Annotated in this window: 27 protein-coding genes; 15 read left to right on the forward strand and 12 right to left on the reverse strand. The window is 39.7% G+C overall.

The window, feature by feature from the left end; genetic code table 11:
- Positions 1–756: 756 nt before the first annotated feature.
- Positions 757–1,560: a type I methionyl aminopeptidase gene (gene map / locus OQ267_RS15170; RefSeq protein WP_265836656.1), complete on the reverse strand. Its 804-nt coding sequence runs from the start codon at positions 1,558–1,560 to the stop codon at positions 757–759.
- A gap of 199 nt (positions 1,561–1,759) precedes the next feature.
- Here map and OQ267_RS15175 point away from each other — a divergent pair, with 199 nt between their 5' ends.
- Together OQ267_RS15175 and OQ267_RS15180 are read left to right on the forward strand one after the other, a co-directional pair.
- On the forward strand, positions 1,760–1,948 hold the full coding sequence (locus tag OQ267_RS15175; protein WP_029285704.1) for a cold-shock protein: 189 nt from the start codon (positions 1,760–1,762) through the stop codon (positions 1,946–1,948).
- A 219-nt stretch (positions 1,949–2,167) separates the two neighbouring features.
- Positions 2,168–2,629 (forward strand): PA2169 family four-helix-bundle protein, encoded by a 462-nt coding sequence (locus OQ267_RS15180; protein WP_265820406.1) that lies wholly within the window; start codon positions 2,168–2,170, stop codon positions 2,627–2,629.
- Between the two features lie 148 nt (positions 2,630–2,777).
- Here the strand turns inward: OQ267_RS15180 and OQ267_RS15185 are convergent, their stop codons facing one another.
- From OQ267_RS15185 to OQ267_RS15200, 4 genes are all read right to left on the reverse strand, one after another.
- Entirely contained in the window at positions 2,778–3,353 is a 576-nt protein-coding gene (locus tag OQ267_RS15185) for a Crp/Fnr family transcriptional regulator (RefSeq protein WP_088303160.1), read from the reverse strand.
- A 245-nt stretch (positions 3,354–3,598) separates the two neighbouring features.
- Positions 3,599–4,651 (reverse strand): endonuclease/exonuclease/phosphatase family protein, encoded by a 1,053-nt coding sequence (locus tag OQ267_RS15190; RefSeq protein ID WP_265836659.1) that lies wholly within the window; start codon positions 4,649–4,651, stop codon positions 3,599–3,601.
- 88 nt (positions 4,652–4,739) lie between these two features.
- Positions 4,740–4,940, reverse strand: a complete 201-nt coding sequence (locus OQ267_RS15195) for a hypothetical protein (protein ID WP_265836660.1) — start codon at positions 4,938–4,940, stop codon at positions 4,740–4,742.
- Positions 4,941–5,086: 146 nt separating this feature from the next.
- Positions 5,087–5,857 (reverse strand): alpha/beta hydrolase, encoded by a 771-nt coding sequence (locus OQ267_RS15200; protein WP_265836662.1) that lies wholly within the window; start codon positions 5,855–5,857, stop codon positions 5,087–5,089.
- 165 nt (positions 5,858–6,022) lie between these two features.
- Here OQ267_RS15200 and OQ267_RS15205 point away from each other — a divergent pair, with 165 nt between their 5' ends.
- The 10 genes from OQ267_RS15205 to OQ267_RS15250 all read left to right on the forward strand — a co-directional run bounded on the left by OQ267_RS15205 (position 6,023) and on the right by OQ267_RS15250 (position 16,686).
- The gene (locus OQ267_RS15205; protein WP_265820402.1) at positions 6,023–6,385 is read left to right on the forward strand and encodes a response regulator transcription factor; all 363 of its coding nucleotides are present in this window, start codon (positions 6,023–6,025) and stop codon (positions 6,383–6,385) included.
- Between the two features lie 126 nt (positions 6,386–6,511).
- Positions 6,512–8,605 (forward strand): FUSC family protein, encoded by a 2,094-nt coding sequence (locus OQ267_RS15210; protein ID WP_265836663.1) that lies wholly within the window; start codon positions 6,512–6,514, stop codon positions 8,603–8,605.
- Positions 8,606–8,678: 73 nt separating this feature from the next.
- Positions 8,679–9,065 (forward strand): hypothetical protein, encoded by a 387-nt coding sequence (locus OQ267_RS15215; RefSeq protein ID WP_088303154.1) that lies wholly within the window; start codon positions 8,679–8,681, stop codon positions 9,063–9,065.
- Positions 9,066–9,155: 90 nt separating this feature from the next.
- Positions 9,156–9,992: an alpha/beta hydrolase gene (locus OQ267_RS15220; protein WP_265836665.1), complete on the forward strand. Its 837-nt coding sequence runs from the start codon at positions 9,156–9,158 to the stop codon at positions 9,990–9,992.
- Between the two features lie 198 nt (positions 9,993–10,190).
- Positions 10,191–10,469 (forward strand): SelT/SelW/SelH family protein, encoded by a 279-nt coding sequence (locus OQ267_RS15225; RefSeq protein WP_265836666.1) that lies wholly within the window; start codon positions 10,191–10,193, stop codon positions 10,467–10,469.
- Between the two features lie 178 nt (positions 10,470–10,647).
- Entirely contained in the window at positions 10,648–12,030 is a 1,383-nt protein-coding gene (locus tag OQ267_RS15230) for a mercuric reductase (protein ID WP_265836667.1), read from the forward strand.
- Between the two features lie 2 nt (positions 12,031–12,032).
- A complete protein-coding gene (locus tag OQ267_RS15235) occupies positions 12,033–12,992 on the forward strand; it encodes an ABC transporter ATP-binding protein (RefSeq protein ID WP_265836668.1) in 960 nt (319 codons plus the stop codon).
- Entirely contained in the window at positions 12,985–14,556 is a 1,572-nt protein-coding gene (locus OQ267_RS15240) for an ABC transporter permease/substrate-binding protein (RefSeq protein WP_265836670.1), read from the forward strand. Before OQ267_RS15235 ends, OQ267_RS15240 begins: the two co-directional genes overlap by 8 nt.
- On the forward strand, positions 14,556–15,704 hold the full coding sequence (gene egtB / locus OQ267_RS15245) for an ergothioneine biosynthesis protein EgtB (RefSeq protein ID WP_265836671.1): 1,149 nt from the start codon (positions 14,556–14,558) through the stop codon (positions 15,702–15,704). Before OQ267_RS15240 ends, egtB begins: the two co-directional genes overlap by 1 nt.
- Before the next feature lie 7 nt (positions 15,705–15,711).
- Entirely contained in the window at positions 15,712–16,686 is a 975-nt protein-coding gene (locus tag OQ267_RS15250) for an L-histidine N(alpha)-methyltransferase (protein WP_265836672.1), read from the forward strand.
- On the opposite strand, the gene OQ267_RS15255 is transcribed toward OQ267_RS15250, so the two are convergent.
- Positions 16,683–17,765, reverse strand: a complete 1,083-nt coding sequence (locus OQ267_RS15255; protein ID WP_265836674.1) for an aminotransferase class V-fold PLP-dependent enzyme — start codon at positions 17,763–17,765, stop codon at positions 16,683–16,685. The genes OQ267_RS15250 and OQ267_RS15255 overlap by 4 nt on opposite strands.
- A 101-nt stretch (positions 17,766–17,866) precedes the next feature.
- Between OQ267_RS15255 and OQ267_RS15260 the strand changes: the two genes are divergently transcribed.
- Positions 17,867–18,343 carry a DinB family protein gene (locus OQ267_RS15260; RefSeq protein WP_265836675.1) on the forward strand — a complete coding sequence of 159 codons (477 nt, stop codon included), beginning with the start codon at positions 17,867–17,869 and terminating at the stop codon, positions 18,341–18,343.
- 168 nt (positions 18,344–18,511) lie between these two features.
- Here the strand turns inward: OQ267_RS15260 and OQ267_RS15265 are convergent, their stop codons facing one another.
- The 3 genes from OQ267_RS15265 to OQ267_RS15275 all read right to left on the reverse strand — a co-directional run bounded on the left by OQ267_RS15265 (position 18,512) and on the right by OQ267_RS15275 (position 22,060).
- On the reverse strand, positions 18,512–19,711 hold the full coding sequence (locus OQ267_RS15265; protein WP_265836677.1) for an acetate/propionate family kinase: 1,200 nt from the start codon (positions 19,709–19,711) through the stop codon (positions 18,512–18,514).
- Positions 19,712–19,721: 10 nt separating this feature from the next.
- Positions 19,722–21,809, reverse strand: a complete 2,088-nt coding sequence (gene pta, locus OQ267_RS15270; protein ID WP_265820391.1) for a phosphate acetyltransferase — start codon at positions 21,807–21,809, stop codon at positions 19,722–19,724.
- Positions 21,810–21,937: 128 nt separating this feature from the next.
- Positions 21,938–22,060, reverse strand: coding sequence for a hypothetical protein (locus OQ267_RS15275; protein ID WP_265820390.1), 123 nt, complete (start codon positions 22,058–22,060; stop codon positions 21,938–21,940).
- A gap of 55 nt (positions 22,061–22,115) precedes the next feature.
- Here OQ267_RS15275 and OQ267_RS15280 point away from each other — a divergent pair, with 55 nt between their 5' ends.
- Positions 22,116–23,120: an LLM class flavin-dependent oxidoreductase gene (locus OQ267_RS15280; RefSeq protein WP_265836679.1), complete on the forward strand. Its 1,005-nt coding sequence runs from the start codon at positions 22,116–22,118 to the stop codon at positions 23,118–23,120.
- A 92-nt stretch (positions 23,121–23,212) separates the two neighbouring features.
- Entirely contained in the window at positions 23,213–23,590 is a 378-nt protein-coding gene (locus OQ267_RS15285; RefSeq protein ID WP_088303143.1) for a hypothetical protein, read from the forward strand.
- Here the strand turns inward: OQ267_RS15285 and OQ267_RS15290 are convergent.
- The 3 genes from OQ267_RS15290 to OQ267_RS15300 all read right to left on the reverse strand — a co-directional run bounded on the left by OQ267_RS15290 (position 23,587) and on the right by OQ267_RS15300 (position 24,951).
- The gene (locus tag OQ267_RS15290) at positions 23,587–23,805 is read right to left on the reverse strand and encodes a DUF6965 family protein (protein WP_088303142.1); all 219 of its coding nucleotides are present in this window, start codon (positions 23,803–23,805) and stop codon (positions 23,587–23,589) included. The genes OQ267_RS15285 and OQ267_RS15290 overlap by 4 nt on opposite strands.
- A gap of 85 nt (positions 23,806–23,890) precedes the next feature.
- Positions 23,891–24,583, reverse strand: coding sequence for a DUF421 domain-containing protein (locus OQ267_RS15295; protein ID WP_265820387.1), 693 nt, complete (start codon positions 24,581–24,583; stop codon positions 23,891–23,893).
- Positions 24,584–24,750: 167 nt separating this feature from the next.
- A complete protein-coding gene (locus OQ267_RS15300; RefSeq protein ID WP_036677046.1) occupies positions 24,751–24,951 on the reverse strand; it encodes a hypothetical protein in 201 nt (66 codons plus the stop codon).
- Between the last annotated feature and the right edge of the window lie 141 nt (positions 24,952–25,092).

The raw sequence follows: 25,092 nt of genomic DNA on the forward strand, positions 1-25,092 counted from the left end.
GGAGCAAAGAGCAAAGACCAAGTAGCAAAGGCTGAATTGTTTTTGAATATCCTACCCTTTCTTCTTGCTGAGACATGGTTCGGGATGTTTTTAAGGGTACTATCCATAACGATAGAAGAACAGGGAGATTAGAACTCATCTATAATTGTTTCCCGCAGATTTCAGGGATTTCGCGGATTTAGGGTGATGAAAGATCGTGTTGTTAAAATTCGGGATCTTTTAATGGTACTAACCAATAACGATAGAAGAACAAGGAGATTAGCACTCATCTATAATTGTTTCCCGCGGATTTCAGTGATTTCGCAGATTTAGGGTGATAGAACGTTGTGTAGTCGCATTTGGAGTCTGAAGAAAAGCAGGTTTAAAGTTATTCTCAATCAATGTTTTTCGAAGCCCTTGTCTGGTTCTTCTGAATGGGATTCAGGATCTGAGAAGAGGGGATTTAAAACGCTACAACAGGAGCAGGCTTACAAAAAAAGGCACCAGGCCTGTCTTTAATAAACCTGATGGGAACGAAAATCCTTTTTGTTAACCGTAATTCCTATTTCTTGATTCATCCAACAAAAAGATTGTCGTGTACAGCAGGACTGAAAGAGCCAATAGTTGCTGACTTTCGTTTGCTATCTATTATTTCTCTAAGAAATCTCAGGAGTAACGAAAGAGAGAAATCAAATCTCTTACTTATTAATGAATAGTAACTTATAATATAATATGATTATGAAATTTCAAAGCAGAAATCATATTCCTGCTTTGAGATTAATTATAGTAGGAGGTATTCAGATTGCTATTTGCTTTTTCAGCCGTTTCAATGGGTAAGTAATCAGATAAGATAAGAGCCTGACCTTTCTTCACGCATACATCATGTTCAAAATGTACCGATGGTTTGCCATCTACGGTTCTGATGGTCCAGCCATCTTCATCTAAAAAAACTTCTTTTTTACCCATATTAATCATCGGTTCAATGGCTAAAACCAGATTTTCACGAAGTAATGATCCTGATCCTTTCCGTCCGTAATTTGGAACCTGAGGATCTTCATGCATATCCCTTCCAAGGCCATGGCCTACCAAATCACGAACTACGCCATATCCCTGCTTTTCATTGTGTGACTGAATAGCATAACCAATATCACCCATTCGCTTTCCGGCAACCGCCTGTTCAATACCCAGGTATAATGAATCTTTTGTGGTTTTGACAAGTGTTAAGATTTCTGCGGAAACTTCGCCTATTATAAATGTATAAGCATGATCACCATGAAAGCCATTTTTTATTGTACCAACGTCAACAGAAATAATATCACCATCTCTTAACTCCTCTTTAGTTGGGAAGCCATGAACCACTACATCATTTACCGAAGTGATAATATGAAAAGGGAAACCGTTATAATTATAAAAAGATGGAACCGCACCATGATCCAGAATAAAAGTATTTGCCAAATGATTAATTTCCAGTGTAGTCATGCCTGGTTTAAGTACTTTTGCTATTTCCGCCAAAGTATTACTGACCAGTAGCGCACTGATTTTCATTAATTCTACCTCTTCATTGGTTTTGTAAATAATCATGCTGCAAATATAAGCAATCTACATTTAAAGGGCTATTTCAAACCTATCTGTTTATTCATTTGTTGCATGGTTAGAGCTGAATGTATCATTTGAATGTGCTGGTAAGCAGGATACCTGATGAAATTAAATTAATTACATCTTTGCTTTTTTAGATTTTAACACTATTTTTATTTAATCAATTAAAATAACAATCTACAACATGAAAAACGGTACAGTAAAATTTTTTAACACAGAAAAAGGATTTGGATTTATTAAAGAAGAAAATGGTTCAGAGATCTTCGTTCACGTAAGCGGACTGATTGACAAAATAAGTGAAAATGACAATGTGGAGTATGAAGTACAGGAGGGAAAAAAGGGATTAAATGCAGTTAAGGTAAGACTTGTTTAAAACATCACTTTTGCTGATTTAACAGGCCTCCGGCCTGTTTTTTTGTTTATTAATGCTCTTGTTTTTAAATATATTCTAGCTTTTCGATATTTACTGATCTCCATACGTGTTTATTTTGTGGATGGTATTTGCTATAAACTTCTTTATTGGAAAGTTTCAAACTTTAATCCTTTCAGCGTGTTGTTATACCATCTACCAATTATAAGATTATAATTTACTATGGAAAATCAAGAAAAAACAGCAGAGGTATTAAATGACCTTATTGAGATTAACAATGACAGAGCAGATGGTTTTGATAAAGCATCAAGTGATTTAAGTGACGAGAATATCGACCTTAAAGCTACTTTTGATAAACTTTCATCTGATAGCAGACAAAATTCTATTGAACTTGCCGGATTAGTGGGCAGAAGTGGCGAAGAGCCAGATAGTGGCAATACCGTTTTAGGCACACTTCACCGCGCCTGGATTGATATTAAAGCAAGTTTTGGCGGTAATGATCGTCACAGTATCTTAGCAGAATGTGAACGTGGTGAAGATGCCATCAAAAAAGCATACAGAGATGCACTTCAGGAAAATGAACTGGGCGAAAATGTAAGATCTGTGCTGTTAAAACAACAGGAAGGTGTTAACATTAGTCATGATGCCATAAAAGCATTAAGAGATGCACATAAAGCAGTATAATTAAGCTGCAATAAAATTTAAGAGCCGCTGAAAAATATTCAGCGGCTTTTTTTATTATTAAAATATAAGCTTTCTCTTTAAAACAACTTAAAGGGTAATAGAAGCAAAACTGATCATCTCCAGACAGCCTTCGCTAAAACGATATGTATTACATGCACTTTTCTTTTTTATACCTGGTTTTTAATCTGCTAAAGGTTTCTTCTCTCATTAACAGGTAACTGGCTAAAATTCGGGCGGGTAAGCTGTATCTGTCTGGTGTTTTACTGAAGACACTATAGCGATGAATAGCAGAAGGAAGGCGGCACAATCTTGATTCATGAACAATTTTCTGGTATTTCATAGAGAAAATCTTTCTTACCATTTTATCTACCTCCGGGAATTTATTATAAAGTGTTTCTACTAAATCTTTTGGTAATAAAATAAGCTCTGAATCGCAAATCACTTCCAGGCCTTCATCTTCCAGATAATGTGATATTTCGGTATAACCGATTAATTCATTCTCTCCGTACAGCGATAGTGTGATCTGTTTTCCATCAATAAAAGTATATTTTCTTAATGTTCCGCTGACTATAAACAATGCATTTTCTCCTGCAATTCCATCAGGATACAATCTGATATTCTTGCAAACCGTGAGAGTGGAGGCATACTGCTTAACTTCTTCAATGAGCTCATCCGATACAGGTTCCAGGGCATTAAAAAAGTTAATTATTGAATTAAATTTCATCTCGCACTATAAATAATTTTTTAATGAGCGCGCGATTGCAAAGTTAGCCATTTAATTCTTAAAAAATGCGATCAGTTGAAACCTTATCCATTTACTGTATATGCAATTTTTTTTATGCCGGTAGATTGAAAAGGTACATTCAATATAAAGTAGATTATTATTTTTGAAATCATAATAATGCTGCTCAAAAAATCATCAACCTGTTGTAAGAATAACACTGATGGTTAAATTTTACTTAATGGCTTTTAACCATCAGCTCTTATTTTTTCTTTCGCTAATGCAAGGTCATCTGCCGAAACATCGAGCTGTTCATTTTGATTTTCTGCAGAAGGCAAATATTTCAAATCAACACACATAGGAAAATGATCCGAACCACAACTTGGTAATCTTTTAATGGAACTGAGTGCAAAATCTGTTGAACAGAAGATATGATCTAACGGAAAGCGAAGCAGCCAGTATTTTGCATTGAAGCTGTTAAAAAAGCCTCTTCCGCGCCGCGGATCTAAAAGCCCGCTGACTTTTCCAAAAAGTTCAGTGGTATAACTCCAGGCGACGTCATTCAAATCGCCCATTACCACCACCGGAATTTTGCTTTCTTTCGCTTTGTCTCCAACTATTAATATTTCCTTATCTCTCTCTGTGCTTTTTGGATTTTCCTGAGGAACTGGTGGTTCAGGATGTAAACAAAATAATTTTACTTTTTGACCAGATCTTAACTCCACCGTAGCTTCCATAGATGGGATGTCGGGCTTTACCAGGTAGTTTACTTTAGTATCAGTTAAAGAAAGTTTAGAATACAGTAACATGCCATAAGTATTTTCTAATGGAGCCTTTAACTGGTAAGTATATCTTTCTTGAATAGAATCCATTTCTTCTTCCCACCACTTATTGGTTTCTACCATCAAAATGACATCAGGATTGCATGATGCAATAAGGTTATGGTAATCGGCTGATTGGCGGTTTTCCTGAAATACATTCGCAATTAAAATTTTAAGATTATCCCTGCCATTGGATCTTAAACTGGTAATGATTTGCTTCTTGCCAAAAACAGTAAAAGGAAATATGAGGTATAAAAGATAAAAAATATTGAGTAATAGGGCGCTAAATAGTAACCAGTCTGCTGTTTTTACCGGAAACGAAAAACACAGTATGATCAGAATAAGTACAAGGTTGAGGGATAATTTTTGAAGCCTGGGATATTCAAAAACCCTGAAAATCCAGAAGTCATGACGAATAAAAGGAATAACCGTTAATAGGATAACAAGCAAACTCAGATAAAAAAGGATGTCGTGTGTCAAAGCGTTCTTAATGAATGTAAGTAGCTAAACAAGCAACATGCAAAAATGTTCTGTTCACCAAATTCGGGGATAAAAAAAGAAAATTCTATTAGCCAGCTATTGAAAACTGCCTGGTATCAGTTAATCCAATGGTAAAATCGTATCGCTTTAGCTCATAAGCTATGGCCAGGGCTTGCAATTTTCTCAATTCATCATAATAATTCAGGGCATTCTCCTGTGTTATGGAAGATAATAATTTAATTCTGGAGATAATTTCACGGTAATTCTCGTGACTTGTAATTTCGTTCATTTGTTTCTGATGCGATAAATTCTGCATGATAACAGGCCATAAATAAAAAAGTTTTCAGCACTGGTTAATTTTTAGCAATAATGAAATTACAATCGGAATAAATACAAAAAAGAAGGGATTACATCAGCAATCCCTTCTTTTTAAAATTACGTTGAAGCAGGTAAGCGATCCAGCCAATCCGCCACATGCGCGGCTACCTCTTCCCAGCCTGGTTCACCACAAATATAATGGCTTCGGTTAGGGAATTCCTTGAAGGCTGTCTGGCTTGATTGATCTTTGTAAGCTTCGAAGTTTTTCTTCACCAGCGTATTCGGAATAATTTCATCTTGCTCTGCGGCAACCATCAGCAGGGGCGCATGTGGTAAATCCAAATCCATTTCTCCGGGAGTTCCCATGCAATCGCGCAGTACATTACGGCTATCATGCGTGGCAAATTCCTTGTATGCTACATTTGATTCCTGCTCACTTAGGGTATTGGCAAATGAGCCGTGAAAACTTTTTTCATCCATAAAAAAAGGTTCATTCCCTTTAAATGGATTTGCGATTAAGGCACTGTTTTTAAAAAATCCCCAGTCGAAATCCAGCATCGCATTAGGAGCCACCGGACTAATCGCCACGCCGGCACTTGCCACACCGCGGTTGAGGAGTAACTGAACGATTAAACCACCAACAGAATGACCAATTAAAATTGGTTTTTCCATTTGAAGTGCCCGTGTTTCTATAGGTACTATAATGTCATCCAGATGCAAATCGCCAAGGCCTGCAGGCGGGTTCTGACGAAGGCTTAACGGTTCACCTTCATGTAGTGGCCAATCCGGAACCATGCAATTATAGCCTCTTGCTGTAAAATATTCTTGCCATTTGTCCCAGCTTTTTGAATTCTGAAACATACCGTGTATAAAAATGATGTTTTTCATAATATTCTTTTCCTTTCCTGAACAGTATAAAATTTAAAGTGGTTTTAAAGCCAGACTGATTATTCCGCTAAGGAGAATCTTTAAGGGTGATATTGATTTTTTAAATTTTCATCAAAACTAATTGGGTATCCTATTGGTTTAAAATGAGAGAGATATAAAGAGAATATGGAAAAGCGCATCTATGTGTTAGAGGATAATGACGATATAAGAGAGATTGTTTCTATGTTGTTGGAAGAAGAAAAATATGAGGTATTTGCTTATTCGAACATTGCTTCCTTCCGTTCAGGGATTGAAAAAGGTAAACCTGCAGATTTATTTTTGCTGGATGTGATGCTGCCTGATGGAAACGGCATAGATTACTGTTGTGAATTAAAATCATCACCTGGTACTGCCGATAGGCCTGTGGTGATGATGTCGGCTAACTTTTCTAAAGATGGCAAATATAAACGCTGCTTCGCACAAGATTACATTCATAAGCCATTTGAGATAGATGATTTTGTTAAACGGATTTCGGCACAGATTCATTAAAAATGGAATCAGTTATATTGCTTTATAAATAACAATTCCTTTTTATCAATTAAGGTATCATCTGAATAAACACTGAAACAGGTGTTATAATCAGAATAATTGTCGCTAAGTTTGCGGCAGAAACTGATGAAAAGAGAACAGCACAAAAACTTTATAACCCTGTATGCTCAAAAATTAAAGCATTTTGCGATCAGGATACGTTATAGCGAATACCTCAGCGATGCCTTAAGAAACACGCTGGCCATCATCATTCCACTCGTTTTATTTGCTTATTCCGGACAACTTGTAGCGGGGATCAGCATCAGTATTGGCACACTCTTTATGAGCATGTGCGACATTCCGGGCAACAGGAGAGACAAATTAAGTGCTTCAGTAATAGCAATGGTTTCATTGGCCGTTACCTCTTTTGCGATTGCGGCAAGTATGCCAAATCCATTTTATGTTGCGCTCAATGTGGTAATGATCACCTTTATTTTCGCCATGTTATCAGTATTTGGCAACCGACTGTCGCTCATCGGGTTAATTGGTACCACGTTGATTGCTTTTACGCTCGGGCTGCACCCCAAAGAACCATTTATCTTCAGCTTTTATATTATCCTAGGTGCTGCCTGGTATGCCGTTATCAGTCTGACGCAGATTTATTTGTGGCCATACCGTTCCTTGCATCATGCTATTTTTGAAGCCATTCAGGGAACGGCTGCCCTTATGCGTTTACGGGCAAGTGCGTATAATGAGGGATTTGATCTCCGTGATTTTAATGCAAGTAATATATCAATTCATTTGAAATTAAATGCAAGACAGGAACTCATCAGAAGTTTATTGCTCCGCGATAGAATTGCCATGTCGCCGGATAACCAGTCTGGCAAAAAACTGCTGGCTGCAGCATTAGATATTATTGATCTTTATGAGCAAGTAACGGCGATTCACCATGATTATGGGGAAATCAGGGCTGCATTAGCACCCACAGGTGCGCTGTGGAAAATTCATGATGTGATTTCACAGCTTACAGTACAACTGGAATATAGCGCTGCACAGTTTTCCATTACCAAAACCATGGATGCTGATCAATCACATCAGGAAGGTATTGCAAAAAAGATTGATGAATTATTACTACTCTCCACCACCATATCTTCATCAGGAGGAAATCTGCTTGCCGGAATCGCAGGGAATTTAAAAGATATTTCTGAAATTGTAGCACGCTTGTCCGCAAGCTATCGGATGCAATTGCCAGCTACTGATCTTATCGAAACAGAAGTTTACAAAGATTTTATTCCTGAAACCAGCGTAAGCCGGAAAAATTTACTGGCCCAGTTTTCACTTCATGCACCGGTATTCCGTTTTGCACTTCGCCTGAGTTTACTTTGCCTGATTGCCATCACACCCACTTTATTTTTTCCCGGACAGCGTTATAGTTACTGGCTGCTACTTACGGTGGTTATTGTAAACCGGCCTGGTTTTGGTTTAACCAGGAAACGAAATACGGAACGTTTATGGGGAACCTTGATGGGCTTACTAATTGGGCTTTTACTTGCTTTTGTTCCGGTTTCTGTACAATTGGGACTGGCAGCGCTTGGCTTGCTTGGCTTTTTTCTATTTAACCGAACGCATTACCTGTGGGGCGTTGCTTGTGTAACAGTCATGGTCGTGCTGGCATTGAATGTTTATCATGGGCATGTATCCCAAATTATCAGCGATCGCTTATTATTTACTCTGGCGGGTTGTGCATTATCTTATGTTTCTATATTTATCTTTCCCATTTGGGAGACACCACGCATTAGTGCCCTCATTTTAAATGCGCTCACTGCCAGTCGCCATTATTTGTTTTGCGTTGCTACAGAGCGAAAAGGGTTTATGAATTATTTTTACAGGACTAAACTGGCCAGAAAAGATGCTTACATCAGCTTTTCTTTTTTAAGTGAGGCATTGCAGTCCGTAAGAAAAGAACCCTTATCCAATCATATCGATCTGGCCGGACTGGAAGATGTTCAGGTTTTGATTTATCAATTGAATGGTGCCATTGCAGCACTTGCTCTGGCCAAAAATACTGATGTTGCCATGGGAGATGAAGCATTTGAAAGTTGTTTGAACGATCTGGATTTTTGCATTGCACATGCTCCATTAACTCCGCTGAGTGCCTTAACTGGTGAGAAGCAAAAGGCTATGCCTGCTCAAAAATTGCTGCCGATGTTTACGCAACAATTAAAAACATATTTCAGTTAAACCATTCACGACTTATTTAACGCTGTTATCATCGGTGGAATAATATTTGCACCATCCCGGATAAAACATCATTATGGATAAGCAACAAATAAAGAATACAGCCAGGATACTATTAGGCGCGGGCCTGATTGTTGCCGGAATAGGTCACTTAACTTTTTCAAGAAAAGAATTTCAGGCACAGGTTCCGGACTGGGTACCATTAAAAAAAGATGATACAGTAGTTTATTCAGGTTTAGTAGAAATAGCATTGGGTACAGCTTTGGTGGTTGCCCCCAAAAAATACAGGTCAACAGTTGGTTTGCTGGCAGCATCACTTTTTGTTGGTGTTTTTCCCGGTAACGTATCGCAATATGTGAACAGGAGAGATGGTTTTGGCTTAGATACCGATCAGAAAAGATTAACGCGATTGTTTTTTCAGCCAGTATTGGTTTTCTGGGCCTGGAAGAGTACCAGGAAATAATTTTTTCCTGCGTTTTTAGAATTTCTAAAATCCAAATAATTTACGCATGGTTTTACAATTCATTATATTTGATAAACAAAACCATGTAACATGAAATCCTTTCAACTAGTCAGATGTTTTATGCTGCTTGCCATATTTCCGGTAGCCGGGTGGGCAGCGAGTGTGGATACTATAATTACCTACAGCAAGGTAATGAAGAAAGAAATTAAAGCCGTTATCATAAAACCAAATGCCTATGCTGATTCTAAAAAATTCCCTACTTTATATTTATTGCATGGCGCAGGTGGTAATTATTCGGATTGGGTAAAGCAAACACCTGACCGGGAAACCGTTAAACGTTTAAGTGATCAGTTTGATATGGTGGTGGTTTGCCCTGATGGCGGGATAACCAGCTGGTATTTGAATAGTCCGGTAGATAAGACTTATCAATATGAAACCTACGTGTCATCAGAATTGGTGAATTATGTTGATCAGCATTATGCTACCATAAAAGATCGATCAGGCCGGGCCATAACAGGCTTAAGCATGGGCGGTCATGGTGCTTTATATCTTGCTTTTCGCCATCAGGATGTTTTTGGTGCCTGTGGAAGCATGAGCGGAGGTGTGGATCTTCGCCCTTTTCCTGAAAACTGGAACATTTCGAAAAGATTGGGCACCTATAGTGAAAATCCTGAACGCTGGGAGGCTAACAGTGTGGTAAATTTAACCCATCTTCTGGTTCCAAATAAACTGGCCATGATTATCGATTGTGGTGATGCCGATTTCTTTTATAAGATAAATATCGCACTGCATGATAAGTTGATGGATCGAAATATTCCGCATGATTTTATCATTCGTCCGGGCGTACATAACTGGGTTTACTGGGGTAATGCAATACAATATCAGATGCTCTTTTTCAGCCAATATTTTGGCCGCCGTCAGCAATAAATAGCTTTAAAAGAAGAACGGGCCAAAGGTAAAACTACCTCCGGCCCGTATCTAAATTAACGCTCTCGAAACGAAAGTAGAAGTTTTGATGTTACTTTCCAAACGAAATGTTAATTTTTAATATTTCTTCATGTTTTCTTCATCTTTCAAAAGGGAAATCCAGATGAACAAATAACTGTGCCAGATAAAATATGATTTATGCTAAAGCCTTTAATTTCAATTGAATACTGTCCGCGTTGTGGCTGGTTACTTAGGTCAGCCTATATGGCCCAGGAACTACTTACTACATTTTCTGAACAACTTAAGGGGGTATCTTTATTGCCAAGTGAAGTAAGCGGAACATTCCAGATTAGGTTAAACAACGCGATCATCTTTGACCGGAGAGAAGCCGGACGTTTCCCCGAAATTAAAGAATTGAAAAAGTTAGTCAGAGATCAGATTGATCCAGAAATAAACCTCGGGCATACCGATCGATAATTTACTGACCGTAAAATTCCGTACATCAGCATGAGCTGAAATCTACGGACAGGATTTACCGCTCATTCCTAAAATGATTCGGTTTAGCAAAAACAATGAACTTATTTTAAAGTTATATCTGTGTCAGCTTGCTTCGCTTTGTAAAAGTAAGTTAACCGTTTACGCAAAACAAACAGATATGAAACATTACGATGCCATCATCATTGGTGCAGGACAGGCAGGCGTTCCGCTTGCAAAAAAAATGGCCGAAGCCGGAAAAAAAACAGCAATTATTGAAAAAAGAGAAGTAGGCGGTACCTGTATTAATGATGGCTGTACGCCTACCAAAGCCATGGTCGCTTCTGCCAAGGCAGCCTATCAGGCCAGAAAAGCTTCAGAATTGGGTATTATCATTAATGAAGTTAAAGTTGATTTAAAAAAGGTGAAAAAAAGAGCAGATGGCATTGTCAAAATGTTCAGGGAAGGTGCTGAAGAGGGAATTAAAGAAACGAAAGGCTTAAAATTATACCTTGGTGAGGCAAGTTTCAATGGTGAGAAGGAAATTGTGGTTAAGGGTAAGGATGGAACTACAGAGACCTTAACAGCTGATTTAATTTTTATCAATACCGGTGCTAAAACCATCATCCCTGAAATTGAGGGAATTGAAGAAATAGACTATCTTACTTCAACTTCCATCCTCGATCTGGAAGAAGTTCCGGAACATCTGGTGATTATTGGCGGTAACTATATTGGATTGGAATTCGGGCAGATGTTCAGCCGTTTTGGTAGTCAGGTCACCATTTTGGAACAATCGCCTGTTATTTTATCCAGGGAGGATGATGATATATCTGCAGCAGTTACCGAGATCCTGAAAGCGGAGAAAATTGATGTATTAACTGACGTTAAGATCGGCCATATTGGATGGAAAGGCGATCAGATCGAAACCACCGTCACTTCAGGTAAAAAAGATAAGAAGATCACCTCCAGCCACTTACTGGTTGCTGTTGGCAGGGCACCGCAAACCCGGCATCTAAATCTGGAAAACTGTGGCGTTGAAACAGATGAACACGGTCATATTCTGGTGAATAATCAATTGGAAACGAATGTTAAAGGGATTTACGCTTTGGGTGATGTTAAAGGAGGACCTGCCTTTACACATATTGCCTACAACGATTATACCATCGTTTACCGGAACCTGATTGAAAATGCACATTTATCTACTACAGATCGGCCGGTGCCTTATTGTATGTTTACTGATCCTCAACTGGCCAGAATCGGGCTTTCCGAAAAAGAAGCCAAGGCACAAAAGTTAGATTATCAGGTGGCTGTTCTGCCCATGAAAAATGTAGCCAGGGGCATTGAAACCAATGAAACATCCGGACTCATGAAAGCAGTTGTGGATGCAAAAACAAATCAGGTTTTAGGTGCAGCCATCCTTGCTTCAGAAGGTGGAGAAATTATGTCGGTATTGCAGATGGCGATGGAGGGGGGAATCACTTCCGAACAAATCAGGTACGGGGTTTTTGCACATCCCACCTATACCGAATCACTAAATAACCTGTTTATGAAAATGCATGCTTAATCATGATCAGACTGGAAAAGGTAAGTAAATCTTTCAATGATACTATTGCTGTAAAAGCAGTTTCATTTGAAGTAAAAGAAGGTGAAAACCTGATCCTTTTAGGAACCAGTGGCTGTGGTAAAACCACCACACTAAAAATGATCAACAGACTGATCGAACCTGATGAGGGGCAGGTTGTGATTAATGGAAAAAACATTGCAATTGAAAATCCTGAATTACTAAGAAGGGGAATAGGTTATGTCATGCAAAATAATGGCTTATTTCCACATTACACTGTAAGAGAAAATATTGCCATTATTCCGCAATTATTGAAGTGGGATCGGAAGAAAACCTTAGACAGAACAGAAGTGCTTATGGCGAAACTTCATCTCCCGGATGAATATATCAACATGTTTCCATATGAACTTAGCGGCGGGCAGCAACAGCGCGTAGGATTAGCCAGGGCTTTGGCGGCTGATCCGGCCATCTTGCTGATGGACGAGCCTTTTGGTGCATTGGATAATGTAACCCGTGCCAGTATCCGAAAAGAATTTAAAGCACTGGAAGAATTGAAACGTAAAACCATCGTAATGGTTACGCACGATATTCAGGAAGCATTTGAACTGGCAGATCGCATTTGTTTAATGGATAAAGGCGAGATCGTCCAGATTGGAACACCAAAAGAATTGCTCTATCAGCCGGCAAGTGATTTTGTGGTTAAATTTATGGAAAGCGAACGGCTTTCCCTTGAATTCAAGATCACAACACTTGGTGATTTATGGCATCATTTACCAGAGAAATTTTCAGCAAAAGCCACCATCGTGCGTTCGGATCTGAGCGTATGGGATGCTTTAAATTATTTTCGTTCAGGTGTTAAGGAAATTGCTTTTTCGACAGGTAAAACCCGGGAACAAAAATCGATGGATATTCATGATTTAACTTCAGCCTTTAATCGTTATCAAACACAACATCAGCATGAATGAACCTCAGCAAAATTTATGGCAGTTCATGTCGGGAGAGTCTGATAAATTGCTCAATCAAACCTTTCAGCACCTGGGTTTAACTTTCATTTCTCTTTTTCTGGCGGTGGCGGTGGGTCTACCTTTAGGCATATTCATTGCCCGGAAACGAAAGCTTTCCGGTTCTGTTTTGGCTGTGGCTGGTGTTTTACAAACCATTCCCAGTATTGCCTTATTGGGATTCATGATTCCATTATTGGGCATTGGTGCTAAACCAGCTATTGTAGCCTTACTGATTTATGCGCTGTTACCCATCATCAGAAATACTTATACAGGCATCGTAGGGATTAGTGAAGAGGTAAAAGAAGCAGCAATAGCTATGGGAATGAGTAAAATGCAGGTTTTATTTAAAGTCGAGTTACCACTGGCTATGCCTGTTATTCTGGCGGGTATCCGAACGGCTACCGTCATTAATGTAGGCGTAGCCACACTGGCTTCCTACATCGCGGCAGGAGGTTTAGGTGAATTTATTTTTGGAGGAATCTCACTTAATAATACCAATATGATTCTGGCAGGCGCTATTCCGGCAGCATTACTGGCTATTATCCTTGATGCTGTTTTAGCTGCGATCCAAAAAATGAATGTTAAAAAGTTCAGAAAGCTGTTGTATATCTTTCCTGTTATTTTTTTGTTGTTGGGTGGCTTTTACCTGCTTCCTAAAGCTTATGGCAGTTCATTAACCGCTGGTTTTACGCCAGAATTTATGGGCAGGCAAGATGGTGATTTAGGGTTAAAGGCCATATATGGTTTAAAAATTCACACCATTGTAATCAGTGATGCGGTCATGTATCAGGCCGCCTATGAAAAGGAGCTGGACGTGATCAGCGGTTACTCTACAGACGGACGTTTGAAAGCATTTAACCTCACCATTTTAAAGGATGATAAAGGGATTTTTCCGCCATATTATGCTGCACCGATTGTCAGGGTTAAGGCTTTGCGCAAATTTCCGGAACTGGAAAGCGTATTGAATCTTTTAGCCGGAAAAATTACCGATTCAATCATGACGGATCTGAATTACCGGACAGATCACCTTCATCAAACGCCTGAACGGGTGGCCAAAGACTTTTTAATGGGATGTGGCTTATATAAAAGTGCAAAAGGTGGCAAGAAAGGGGTAGTCAGGATTGGCTCAAAAATTTTTGGAGAGCAATACATCCTGGCAGAAATGTACCGGATGCTGATTCTGGGAAATACAGACTATGAAGTAGCCACTAAAACAGGTTTGGGTGGTACTAAAATCTGTTTTGATGCGCTGATGAACGATCAAATTGACTTTTATCCGGAATATACGGGTACTGGCTTACTTGTTCTGCTAAAACCCGATCCAAAGATGGCAAAAAAAATGGCTCACGATAAGGATCGCACTTATCAGTATGTGAGCAAGCAGTTTTTACAGCAGTTTAATATCAGATGGCTGAAACCAATTGGCTTTAATAATTCGTATGCATTAATGATGCGGCAAAAACAATCAAAAGATCTTGATGTTAATAGTATAACAACATTACAACAATATCTAGATAAAAATTAATGAGCTTAGTTGATCAATTTCTGACCATCAGGAAGTATACTGAATCGATTTGTGAGCCCCTGCAAACGGAAGATTATGTGGTTCAACCTGTTGCCGATGTAAGTCCACCTAAATGGCATCTCGGACATACCACATGGTTTTTCGAAACTTTTATCTTAAAACCACATGCTGCAAATTATCAGGAATATAATCCGGATTATAATTTCGTTTTTAACAGTTACTATGAAACGGTGGGGGCCAGGGTGATCCGAACGGATCGTGGCAATTTAAGTCGGCCTAGTGTAAGTGATATTTATCAGTATCGCCATTATGTAGATGAGGCCATGACCAGTTTGCTTGGTGAAACCATAACTGATGAGGTAATGGAACTCCTGATTTTAGGATTTAATCATGAGCAGCAGCACCAGGAACTTTTGCTTACCGATATCAAATATATTTTGGGTAACAATCCGCTTTTTCCGGTGTATTCCAATAAGTGGATTGAGCATGAGGAAGTCCAAACTTCACCTGAACCAATAGTGATAGCTGAAGGAATCTATGAAATTGGTTTTGCCGGAAGTGATTTCTGTTTCGACAATGAATTAAACCGCCATAAAGTTTATCTGCATGATTTCGAAATCAATGCAGTTTTGGAAACCAACGGAACCTATCTGGATTTTATAAAGGCGGGTGGCTATAGTGATTTTAATTACTGGCATGCAGAAGGTTGGGACTGGGTAAAAACAAATGGCATTAAAGCGCCAATGTACTGGCATGAAATAGATGGCGACTGGTTTAATTATACTTATGCTGGTTTAGTGCCATTAAACAGGTTACACCCGGTAACGCACATCAGCTATTATGAAGCCTATGCTTATGCCAGTTGGAAAGGCATGCGGTTGCCAACAGAATTTGAATGGGAGGTGGCTGCAAGGCAATTTAACTGGGGCAAACGATGGGAGTGGACAGAAAGTGCCTACTTACCATATCCAGGGTTTAGCAAAGCTCCTGGTGCCATTGGGGAATACAATGGCAAATTTATGGTCAACCAGAAAGTACTTCGCGGCGCATCTGTTGCCACTCCGAAAGACCATGGACGCATTACTTACAGAAATTTCTTTCATCCGCATTTAAGGTGGCAGTTTACAGGGATCAGATTAGCAAAATAAGATTGACATGAGTACGATTATTTCAAAACAAATTATCCCGGTAGGGTCAACATTTTTACATGATGTTTTGGCAGGTTTAACGGCTGAAAAGAAATCATTAAGTTCAAAATATTTCTATGATGAAACCGGAGATTATATTTTTCAGCAGATCATGGAAATGGATGAATATTACCTGACCAATGCGGAAATGGACATTATGCGGCATCAAACGGAACAGATTACTGATGTTATCGCGGCCAACCCAGGTGCTTTTGATCTGATTGAATTAGGTGCCGGAGATGCCACTAAATCCGTTCATCTGTTGCAGTCGTTAATCAATCGCCAGCTTGAGTTTACCTATTTACCCATCGATATTTCCCGGCATGTTATTGAAGACCTGGAAGAAAATCTCCCTAAAAAGCTTCCTGCTTTAAAAGTGCAGGGTTTAAATGGTGATTATTTTGCCATGGTAAAAAAGGCGAAAACACTATCCGCTCGTCGCAAAGTATTGTTGTTCATGGGGGCGAATATCGGAAACATGAATGTAACTGAAGCAAAGGCATTTTGTAAGGCATTGCGAAATGAGTTGTCGGCTGAGGATCTATTGGTTATAGGTTTCGATCTAAAGAAAAACCCGCGACAGATTCTGGCCGCATATAATGATGCAGCAGGCGTAACCAAATCCTTTAACCTGAACTTATTAAGCCGGATAAACCGCGAACTGGATGGTGATTTTGATATCAGCAACTTTGATCATTATGCCAGTTATGATCCGGAATCGGGTTCCTGTAAAAGCTATCTCATCAGCTTGAAGGATCAGCGGGTCAACATCGGTGATGAAACCATTCCTTTTCTGGCGAATGAGCACATTTATATGGAAATATCGCAAAAGTATGCTTTGACAGAAATTGATGACCTGGCCATATCAAGCGGATTTATACCCTTCGCTCATTTTTTTGATCAGCAGCAATATTTTGTAGATGCCATCTGGAAAGCAGGTTAAATTTTTTTACCATCTAAAACATCCAGCAGCTTTTGCAAATCATCTTCAGTGTTGTAAAAATGAAAAGAAATGCGTGTACCGGTACCCCTGGGCGAGCATAAAATTTTAGCTTCAGCCAGTTGATCAACCTGTTGCTGGTTTAGCGGTAAACTCATGATCGTAGATGCATTTTTCTGATCGGTCAGATAATCAGGAATAAATCCTCGATGATGAAGTTGGGTTCGGGCTTGCTGACAAAGGGTCTGAGTGGTTTGCGCAATGGTAGAAATGCCGACTTTTCGGATCATGTTCAAACTTTCATTTAAAGATCCAAAATTCAGCGTATCCAGGTGGCCAGGTTCAAAACAGAAGGCCAAAGGTTTTTTGCCTTTAAGAAAGGGGGCTGATGGAAGCTGAGCAAGTTTTCTATCTTCGTACAGGCGATTTTTTAATTGATCTGATAATAAGATGAAGCCATTTCCATAGCCTGCCAATAACCATTTATAGCCACTTGTGCATAATGCGTCTAATCCTGATGCTTCAAAACTAAAAGCGGTTGTGCCGCAAAACTGCGTACCATCTGCAATCAGCAATAAATCCGGATAAGTTTGTTTAAGTTTTTTGATGAATTCCGGATTCATCCGATATCCGCTAATGTATTGCACGATGCTAAAAGCAAAAACCGTGGGCCGGCTTTTTTCAATTGCTTCCATGATATTATCTTCCAGGTTTTCATCTATCGCTACATAACTGTGTTTAAAGCCGCGGCTGGTTACCGGATATGCCAATGACGGATATTCGTTTTGAAGCAAAAGAAAGTGTTCCGATGCCGGCAATCCATCAAGAAGCGTATTGAAACCAAATGAAAAATTGGGCGTCAGAAAAACATTCGATATCGCTGCATTGAAAAAGTCTGCAATGTTGGTTCTTAAGGTTTCTATTAGGTATGATTGACTCAATCTGAATTCACTACCGCCTTCCATTAATTGTTGATCATGTGTGGTTCTCCATTTGGCTAACTCCGTTGATAAGATACCAGAATAAGCGGTGTTGAGGTAAGTATAGTTCGAGAGGATCGGGAAGGAAGAGGATAGGTTCATCTTCAAAAATAGCAGAAATATTTTGTTTGTAAATATGCTTCGCCATTTTTTGGCAAACCTTAGCGTACAGGCATTGTTATTTTGATAAATGATTTAAAATTATGGAAAAGCATACGCAGATTTTACTTGACGAACTTCAAAAACTGCTGAATGGCGGTGGGGCACATGTCGGTTTTAATGAAGCCCTTGAAAATATTCCATTTCACCTGTTAGGCGAAAAGCCGCATGGTTTACCATACAGCATCTGGCAATTAGTCTCGCACATTCGGATTGCCCAATGGGATATGCTCGAATTTAGTAAAGATGGATCGCATCAATCGCCTAATTGGCCGGAGGGGTATTGGCCTGAGGAAACTGCTCCGTCAAGTGAGGAAGAATGGACACAGGCGCTAAAAGCTATTGATCACGATTTAAATAGTTTTATTGATTTATTGGCATCAGGAAATCTTTATGAAGCTATTCCTCATGGTGATGGTCAATCCATTTTAAGGGAAGCCCTGCAAATTGCAGATCATAATGCTTATCATATCGCAGAGATTGTAGTGGTCAGGCGGTTATTAGGCATATGGAAAAGCTAAAAACCTCGAATAAAACTAATTTAACCGCCCGGTTTGATGATAAGCGCTGTATCATATTATTGAAACATTATTTAAGAGAATTTTTATAAACCCTCCAAAGAGTTCAGGTTGATATTTCAAATCTATGATACAGCACTTTGAGGAGAAAGTGCAGGTAAGGTCTAATTTCTACGTTTGAAGCAGGCGATAACACTGGCTGGCAATTTCATATTCTTCATTGGTAGGGATCACCAGGATTTTAACCTTCGAATCATTTATGCTGACATCCTGTATTCCACCATTGTATTTTCCATTGGCCTCATTATCCATCTCGATCCCTAAATAAGCCAATTCATGGCAAACGGCTTCACGCATGTCCCGGTCATTTTCTCCAACGCCTGCCGTAAAAATAATCGCATCTATGCCATTGAGAATAGCGGCATAAGCACCGATAAATTTTTTAATGCGGTAGGCATAAAGTTCAAGGGCAAGAACAGCCTGCTCATCTCCGGATGCTGCCAGCTTTCTGATGTCTCTCATATCGCTGGATCCGCCAACACCCAATAAACCTGATTCTTTATTAAATAAAGTGCTCAACTGATTCAGACTGTACCCGGCATGTTCTATTAAATGAAAAACAACTGAAGGATCAATGTCACCCGATCTGGTACCCATCATTAAACCGCTTAACGGACCAAAACCCATGCTGGTGTCTATAGATTGACCATTGCGAATGGCAGTGATGCTACAGCCATTGCCCAGGTGAATACTGATGAGTTTTGATGCTTTCTTGTCTAACCATTTTACAGCCTGTTCGCTCACATATTTGTGACTGGTGCCATGAAAACCATACACCCTGATGCCCTCTTCTTTATAATAACGTTCTGGAATGGCGTATCGAAAAGCCTGTTGTGGAATGCTTTGGTGAAAGGCAGTATCAAAGATGGCCACCTGGCTGGCCTTTTTAAAAGTTTCCTCCGCAACTTCAATACATCTTAAATTTACCGGATTATGAAGCGGGGCAAGTGAAAAAAGTTTTTTAATCTGTTCTTTTACTTCCGTCGTAATTAAAGTCGGACCTGAAAAATTTTCTCCGCCATGTACCACACGGTGACCTACGGCATTGATGTCATCAGGTGTCGCAATTACGGCCAGCTCTCCTTCACTTAATAAAGCAAGCACCTGCTTTAAGCCTTCGCCATGATCGGCAATAAATGCAGTTTTCTCTGTAATAAATTTTTCTGCTTCCTTAAAAACGCTATGCTTAATATAGGAGCCTTCAATGCCGATGCGTTCCACTAATCCACTTGAAATGGGCGATGGAACAGGCATTTTAAAGAGTTGATATTTAAGGGAACTGCTTCCTGAATTGATGACTAAAATGTTCATTTTTTTCTTTTTAAATGTCCTGGCATTGAATAGCGGTGATCACCACGGTGTTAAAAATGTCATCTACGGTACAACCGCGACTCAAATCATTAATGGGTTTATTTAAACCTTGTAGCATAGGGCCAATGGCTAGTGCACCGGTTTCGCGTTGTACGGCTTTATATGTATTGTTGCCTGTATTCAGATCGGGGAAAATCAGTACGCTGGCTCTTCCGGCCACTTCAGAATCCGGCATTTTCTGCTTGCCCACTTTTGGATCTACGGCAGCATCGTATTGGATCGGGCCTTCAATTTTCAATTCCGGATATCGCTCCCTTACAATGGCTGTGGCTTCACGCACACGCTCTACATCTTCACCTTCTCCTGATGTTCCGGATGAGTAAGATAACATGGCAATGCGTGGTTCAATTCCGAATTTGGCACTGCTCTCTGCCGAGGAAATCGCAATTTCTGCCAGTTGCTGTGCCGTTGGATTGGGGTTGACTGCACAATCGCCAAAAATGGCTACCCGTTCAGGTAAACACATGAAAAATATGGAAGATACAACAGAAACACCTGGACGCGTTTTCACAAATTGCAAAGCCGGGCGGATGGTGTGTTGAGTGGTGTGCACTGCGCCTGATACCATGCCATCGGCATCACCTTTATACACCATCATGGTGCCAAAATAAGATACGTCTGTCATCATATCCCTCGCCATCTCCTGGTTGACATTCTTGGCCTTTCGCAACTCATGCAGGGTTTCTACATAGCTATCATAGTGCTCAGAATGTGCCGGATTATGGATATGAATGGCATTGGAATCCAGATTTAATCCCAGGCGTTTGATCGAATTTCCAATGTCCAGCGGATCGCCAAGTAAGGTAATGTCTACAATGTCCTGCGCAATTAATTTCTCTACCGCTTTTAAGATGCGTTCATCATTTCCTTCGGGAAGAACGATGTGTTTTTTTTCTCTTTTTGCCCATTTCACTAACTGGTACTGAAACATGTGCGGCGTAATGCCCTGATAACTAAAAGTAATGATTTTATCATCAAGTGCTTTAAGGTCTACGTGTTTTTCAAAAATATCAATCGCCAGGGCAATTTTCTTTTTATTATCGATGGTAATTTTTGAGTGGATAGAACCAATGGCAGTGGTGGTTTCAAAAGTGCCTTTTTGTACTGAAATGATTGGGATGATGGTTTGTAAACCTTCAATTAACCTGATCATCGGTTCATCTGGCAAACTGCCGGCGGTGAGCACAATCCCTGCAATTTTTGGATAATTGGCCGAAAGGTTGGCCTGGAGCGAACCAATAATAATATCCCCACGGTCACCAGGTGTTACAATGAGGAGGTTATCTTTAATGTGCCTTAAAAAATTGGGCAGCATCATGGCACCGGTAACAAAGTTATCTACCTGGTTATCCATTAAATCTGCGCCAAATAGCACTTCAGCGTTCAGCGCCGTTGTAATTTCTTTCATGGTGGGGCTTTGCAAACCACTCTCCACCGGAATAACGGCAATTAATAATTCAGCAGGCAACTGGTTGGTCAGGGCCTGTTTAATGCGTTCCGCTTCTTCCGGGTTAACCATATTGGCTATCACGCCCAGTACCTGAACATCGCGCAGCAAAAAGTTTTTGTAAATGTTAATGGCAGATTTAAATAACTGACTGGCCGATTTGCCCTTGCCTGATACCACGATCAGCACCGGAGCACCCAGGTTTTTAGCCATTAAGGCATTAGATTCAAACTCAAAAGCACTGCCTTCACCCAGGAAATCACTGCCCTCAATCACGGTAAAATCGTAATTGTCTTCCAGTTTTTTATACTTGCTGATGATTGTGTTAATCATGGAGCCATGATCATCAGACTGTTGAAGCATATCCTGACGGGTAAAGGCAAAGGCGTCTTCATAGTTTACAGGAAGTGAAAAATAATTTAACATCGCTTCTACATGTTCGTCCTTTTTAGCGGGGTCTTCCTGGGCAATAATCGGCTTGAAATAACCTACTTTTTGCGTTTTGGCCAGCAGCATGTTGATCATGCCGAATGCAATCACTGATTTCCCGGTATAGGGCTCTGCAGATGCGATAAAGATATTTTTAGTCATAGGTAAAAAAAGAAGGATCAGAATAATTAACGAACTCGTGCCAATATAGTTGGAAATTTTTTAAATAAATAAAATACTTATTCAGTTTCAGGAATGGTGAATGCTTTGGAAAATAAATGGTGTTGCCATTACCTTTCCTGAGTATTTGTTCCCTGTAACGTAAGCACAAACCAGATCCGGCAGGTTTTGTTATCTGAAAATAATAATATGGCTTTGCCAATCACCAGTAAGTCATTTATGTTTAATGCCATCGTGAGTAGCTGATTTATCGGATATTTTTGTGATCAGATTAAGAAAACCAATACCATGAATCATCATTCCCTTAAAAATATACCTTATTCCGTGCTCGACCTGGCAACGGTACTTGAAGGACATACAGCTGGCGATACTTTCAAAACCAGTTTAGAAATGGCCCAGCAATCAGAAAGTTTAGGTTATCGCCGTTACTGGTTTGCCGAACACCACAATATGGCAGGCGTGGCCAGTTCGGCCACGGCCGTTTTAATTGGTTTCATAGCCAGCGGAACCCAAACCATACGGGTAGGGTCCGGTGGAATTATGCTGCCTAACCATTCCCCTTTAATTGTGGCGGAACAATTTGGAACGCTGGCTTCTTTACATCCAAATAGAATTGATCTGGGATTGGGCAGGGCACCCGGAACTGATCAGGTAACCGCAGTGGCTATTCGTGGGGAAAACTTTAACGCTGCACATAACTTCCCGCGTGATATTGAACGCCTCCAGCAGTTTTTTTCGGCCGATAACAGGGGGGCGAAAGTACGCGCCTTTCCGGGTGAGGGATTGGATATTCCCATCTGGGTACTGGGTTCGAGTACCGACAGTGCATACCTGGCCGCTGAAAAAGGATTGCCGTATGCCTTTGCCAGTCATTTTGCGCCTACCTATTTTGAACAGGCTATCGCCATCTATAAAAATAACTTTAAACCATCAGCCCTTTTACATGAACCTTATGTGATGGCTTGTGTAAATGTGGTGGCAGCAGATACAGATGAACAGGCTGAGTTTTTATCCAGCTCAGTGAAAAGAATGTTTCTTGGGGTGATTACAGGGAAGCGTGAATTGCTAAAGCCTGCTTTTGATAATATTAATGGCTATTGGGATCGGATGGAAAAAGAAGCGGTAGAACAAATGCTCTACTATTCTTTCATTGGCAACAAAGAAACGATCAAGAGAAATTTAGAGGCTTTTGTAGAAAAATATGGGGTAAATGAAGTGATGAGTACCTCACATATTTACGATCAGCAAGCCAAACTCCATTCCAACAAATTGTTTGCAGAAATTTTTGGTTAAGGTGTTTTTATGAACAGTTTAAATGGTTGTGAACTGAAATCAAACTAACCAAAACCTTATCTCTTTTTTTGTTGTTTTTTTTTAAAGAATTTATGATGAAAAAAAATACAACTGATCAATTTAAAAAGGAGATGGTGCTGGACGGGATGAAAGCTGTTGGACATGGTTTGGGGATTCATGCAACCAAGCCGGCTATTCAGCATACAGTTGCCAAAAATATGAACCTGGTGGATAACTTATTGCGGATTGCCTTTTCAAAAAGAAATGGTTCAGCAACCGAAAGTAAAAGGGTCATTGAACTGGCAGGAATGGGGGGCATTGCCCTGTATACTTTCTACAGGGGCCTTGAACGCAAAAATAAGTCGCTGTTGATTCAGGGTGTTTTTCTAGCTACGGCATTGTTAACAGTAAGTTTAGCTACCGCGAAGAATGCCAGTAAGTTGCCGAACAGAAAAAGGCCAATCCGTTAGGCATTGGCTTCTACCAGCAGTTTGAGCATTTTTAAGCGATGAAGCAATGGCTGGTTAACTTTGGAGTCAAGGTTTAATTTCAAAGGCAGGAAATGGCTTTCGAGAAAAAAATCATAATCGGTAATTACAGTGGCTTCATTGAGATAGATGGGTACAGGTTGCTTGCCTGCATGGGTAAAAAAATCTTCCAGCTCCTGTAATTCTTGTGATGTCATGCTACAAATTTACAACTCAAAGCTGATGTAATGATCGGAAAACCGGATCTATTTTTTATTTTACTCATACTCAGCCTGTAAGGTATCATTTAACCCGGCAATCATTTATCGCTTTTACCCATTCCTCGTTTTGGCACCGCGGGCACTTGTGTTTGCCCTTCAGCTTAATTTCTGCTACCGCACCACAAAATGAGCAGGCATATTGACCTTCATCGTCAATCAACTTAATTTTCTGATCAAAAAGATCAGGTAAAATGGGAAGACCTGGTTTAACGTTTTCATCAGCATAAAAATAAACACTCAATGTACCTGATGTTTCCAGAATGGTCGTTTCTACCTGGCCCAGGTGTGAAATACTTTGCTGGCGTAATTCAGAGAAAAATTCGTCTTTTGCCAGGGTTTCTTTTTTAAAGTCTTCAATGTTAAATACACCTTCCCGAATCAGGTAAACGCTTTTCCCTTCAATTAAATCATCTATTTTCTCACTTTTAGCTGTTAAAAAGGTAGTAAAACGGTATGCACCTACAATAATGAGAAAGATCACAACAGGCGTAAGTAAACCGATTTCCTTGTAAAACATAGGGTCGCCGGCGGCAGAACCTAAACTGATGATCACCACCAGTTCAAATACGGATAACTGGCGAACGCCACGCTTACCCAGTAAACGCAAACCAAATAAAATAATGAAATACATGATGAAGGTGCGCAGGGCGATTTCCATCAGAAATTCAAAATTTTCCTCACCAATGAGAAATTGTTTCCAGTCTATAGCCAACAATTGTTTCTTTTTTAAAGTTTCGGGAATATGAAAACTGGCAAAGGCTTAAAGAACGTGTATTCCTTAAATCTTTGCCAGTGATGTGTATCTAGTTTGATGATCGTGTTAAATGCCTACAGAAATAAGTAGCGGTCTGACGGTCGGTCACGATTACTGCAAGCTGCTATTCATCTGGTCAAATCGTTCTCTACGTTTTGAAATTTCGTTTCAAATTCACGTTGATAATCCTTTGCTTTTTCTTTCCACTCCGGTGCTTTATCTTTAAGATCATCTACTACAGATCTTCCGGTAATCGGATCTTTCTTGGTGATGTATTTAAAGCCTGCATACACTGCAGCGCCGATGATTGCTGTTTTTAAAAGTCCCATATTTCTTATCTTTTTTATTTTAAAAACAGCGCTATAGGGTAAAGGTTTTAGAAAAAAAATACATTTATCAAACCCTATAAGTTTTAAAACCATAAGGTTTAATTCTGGTAAAAAGTGACTTACATCATTTTATAAGATAAT

This window comes from Pedobacter sp. MR22-3, from assembly GCF_026240075.1.
GTDB lineage: Bacteria > Bacteroidota > Bacteroidia > Sphingobacteriales > Sphingobacteriaceae > Pedobacter.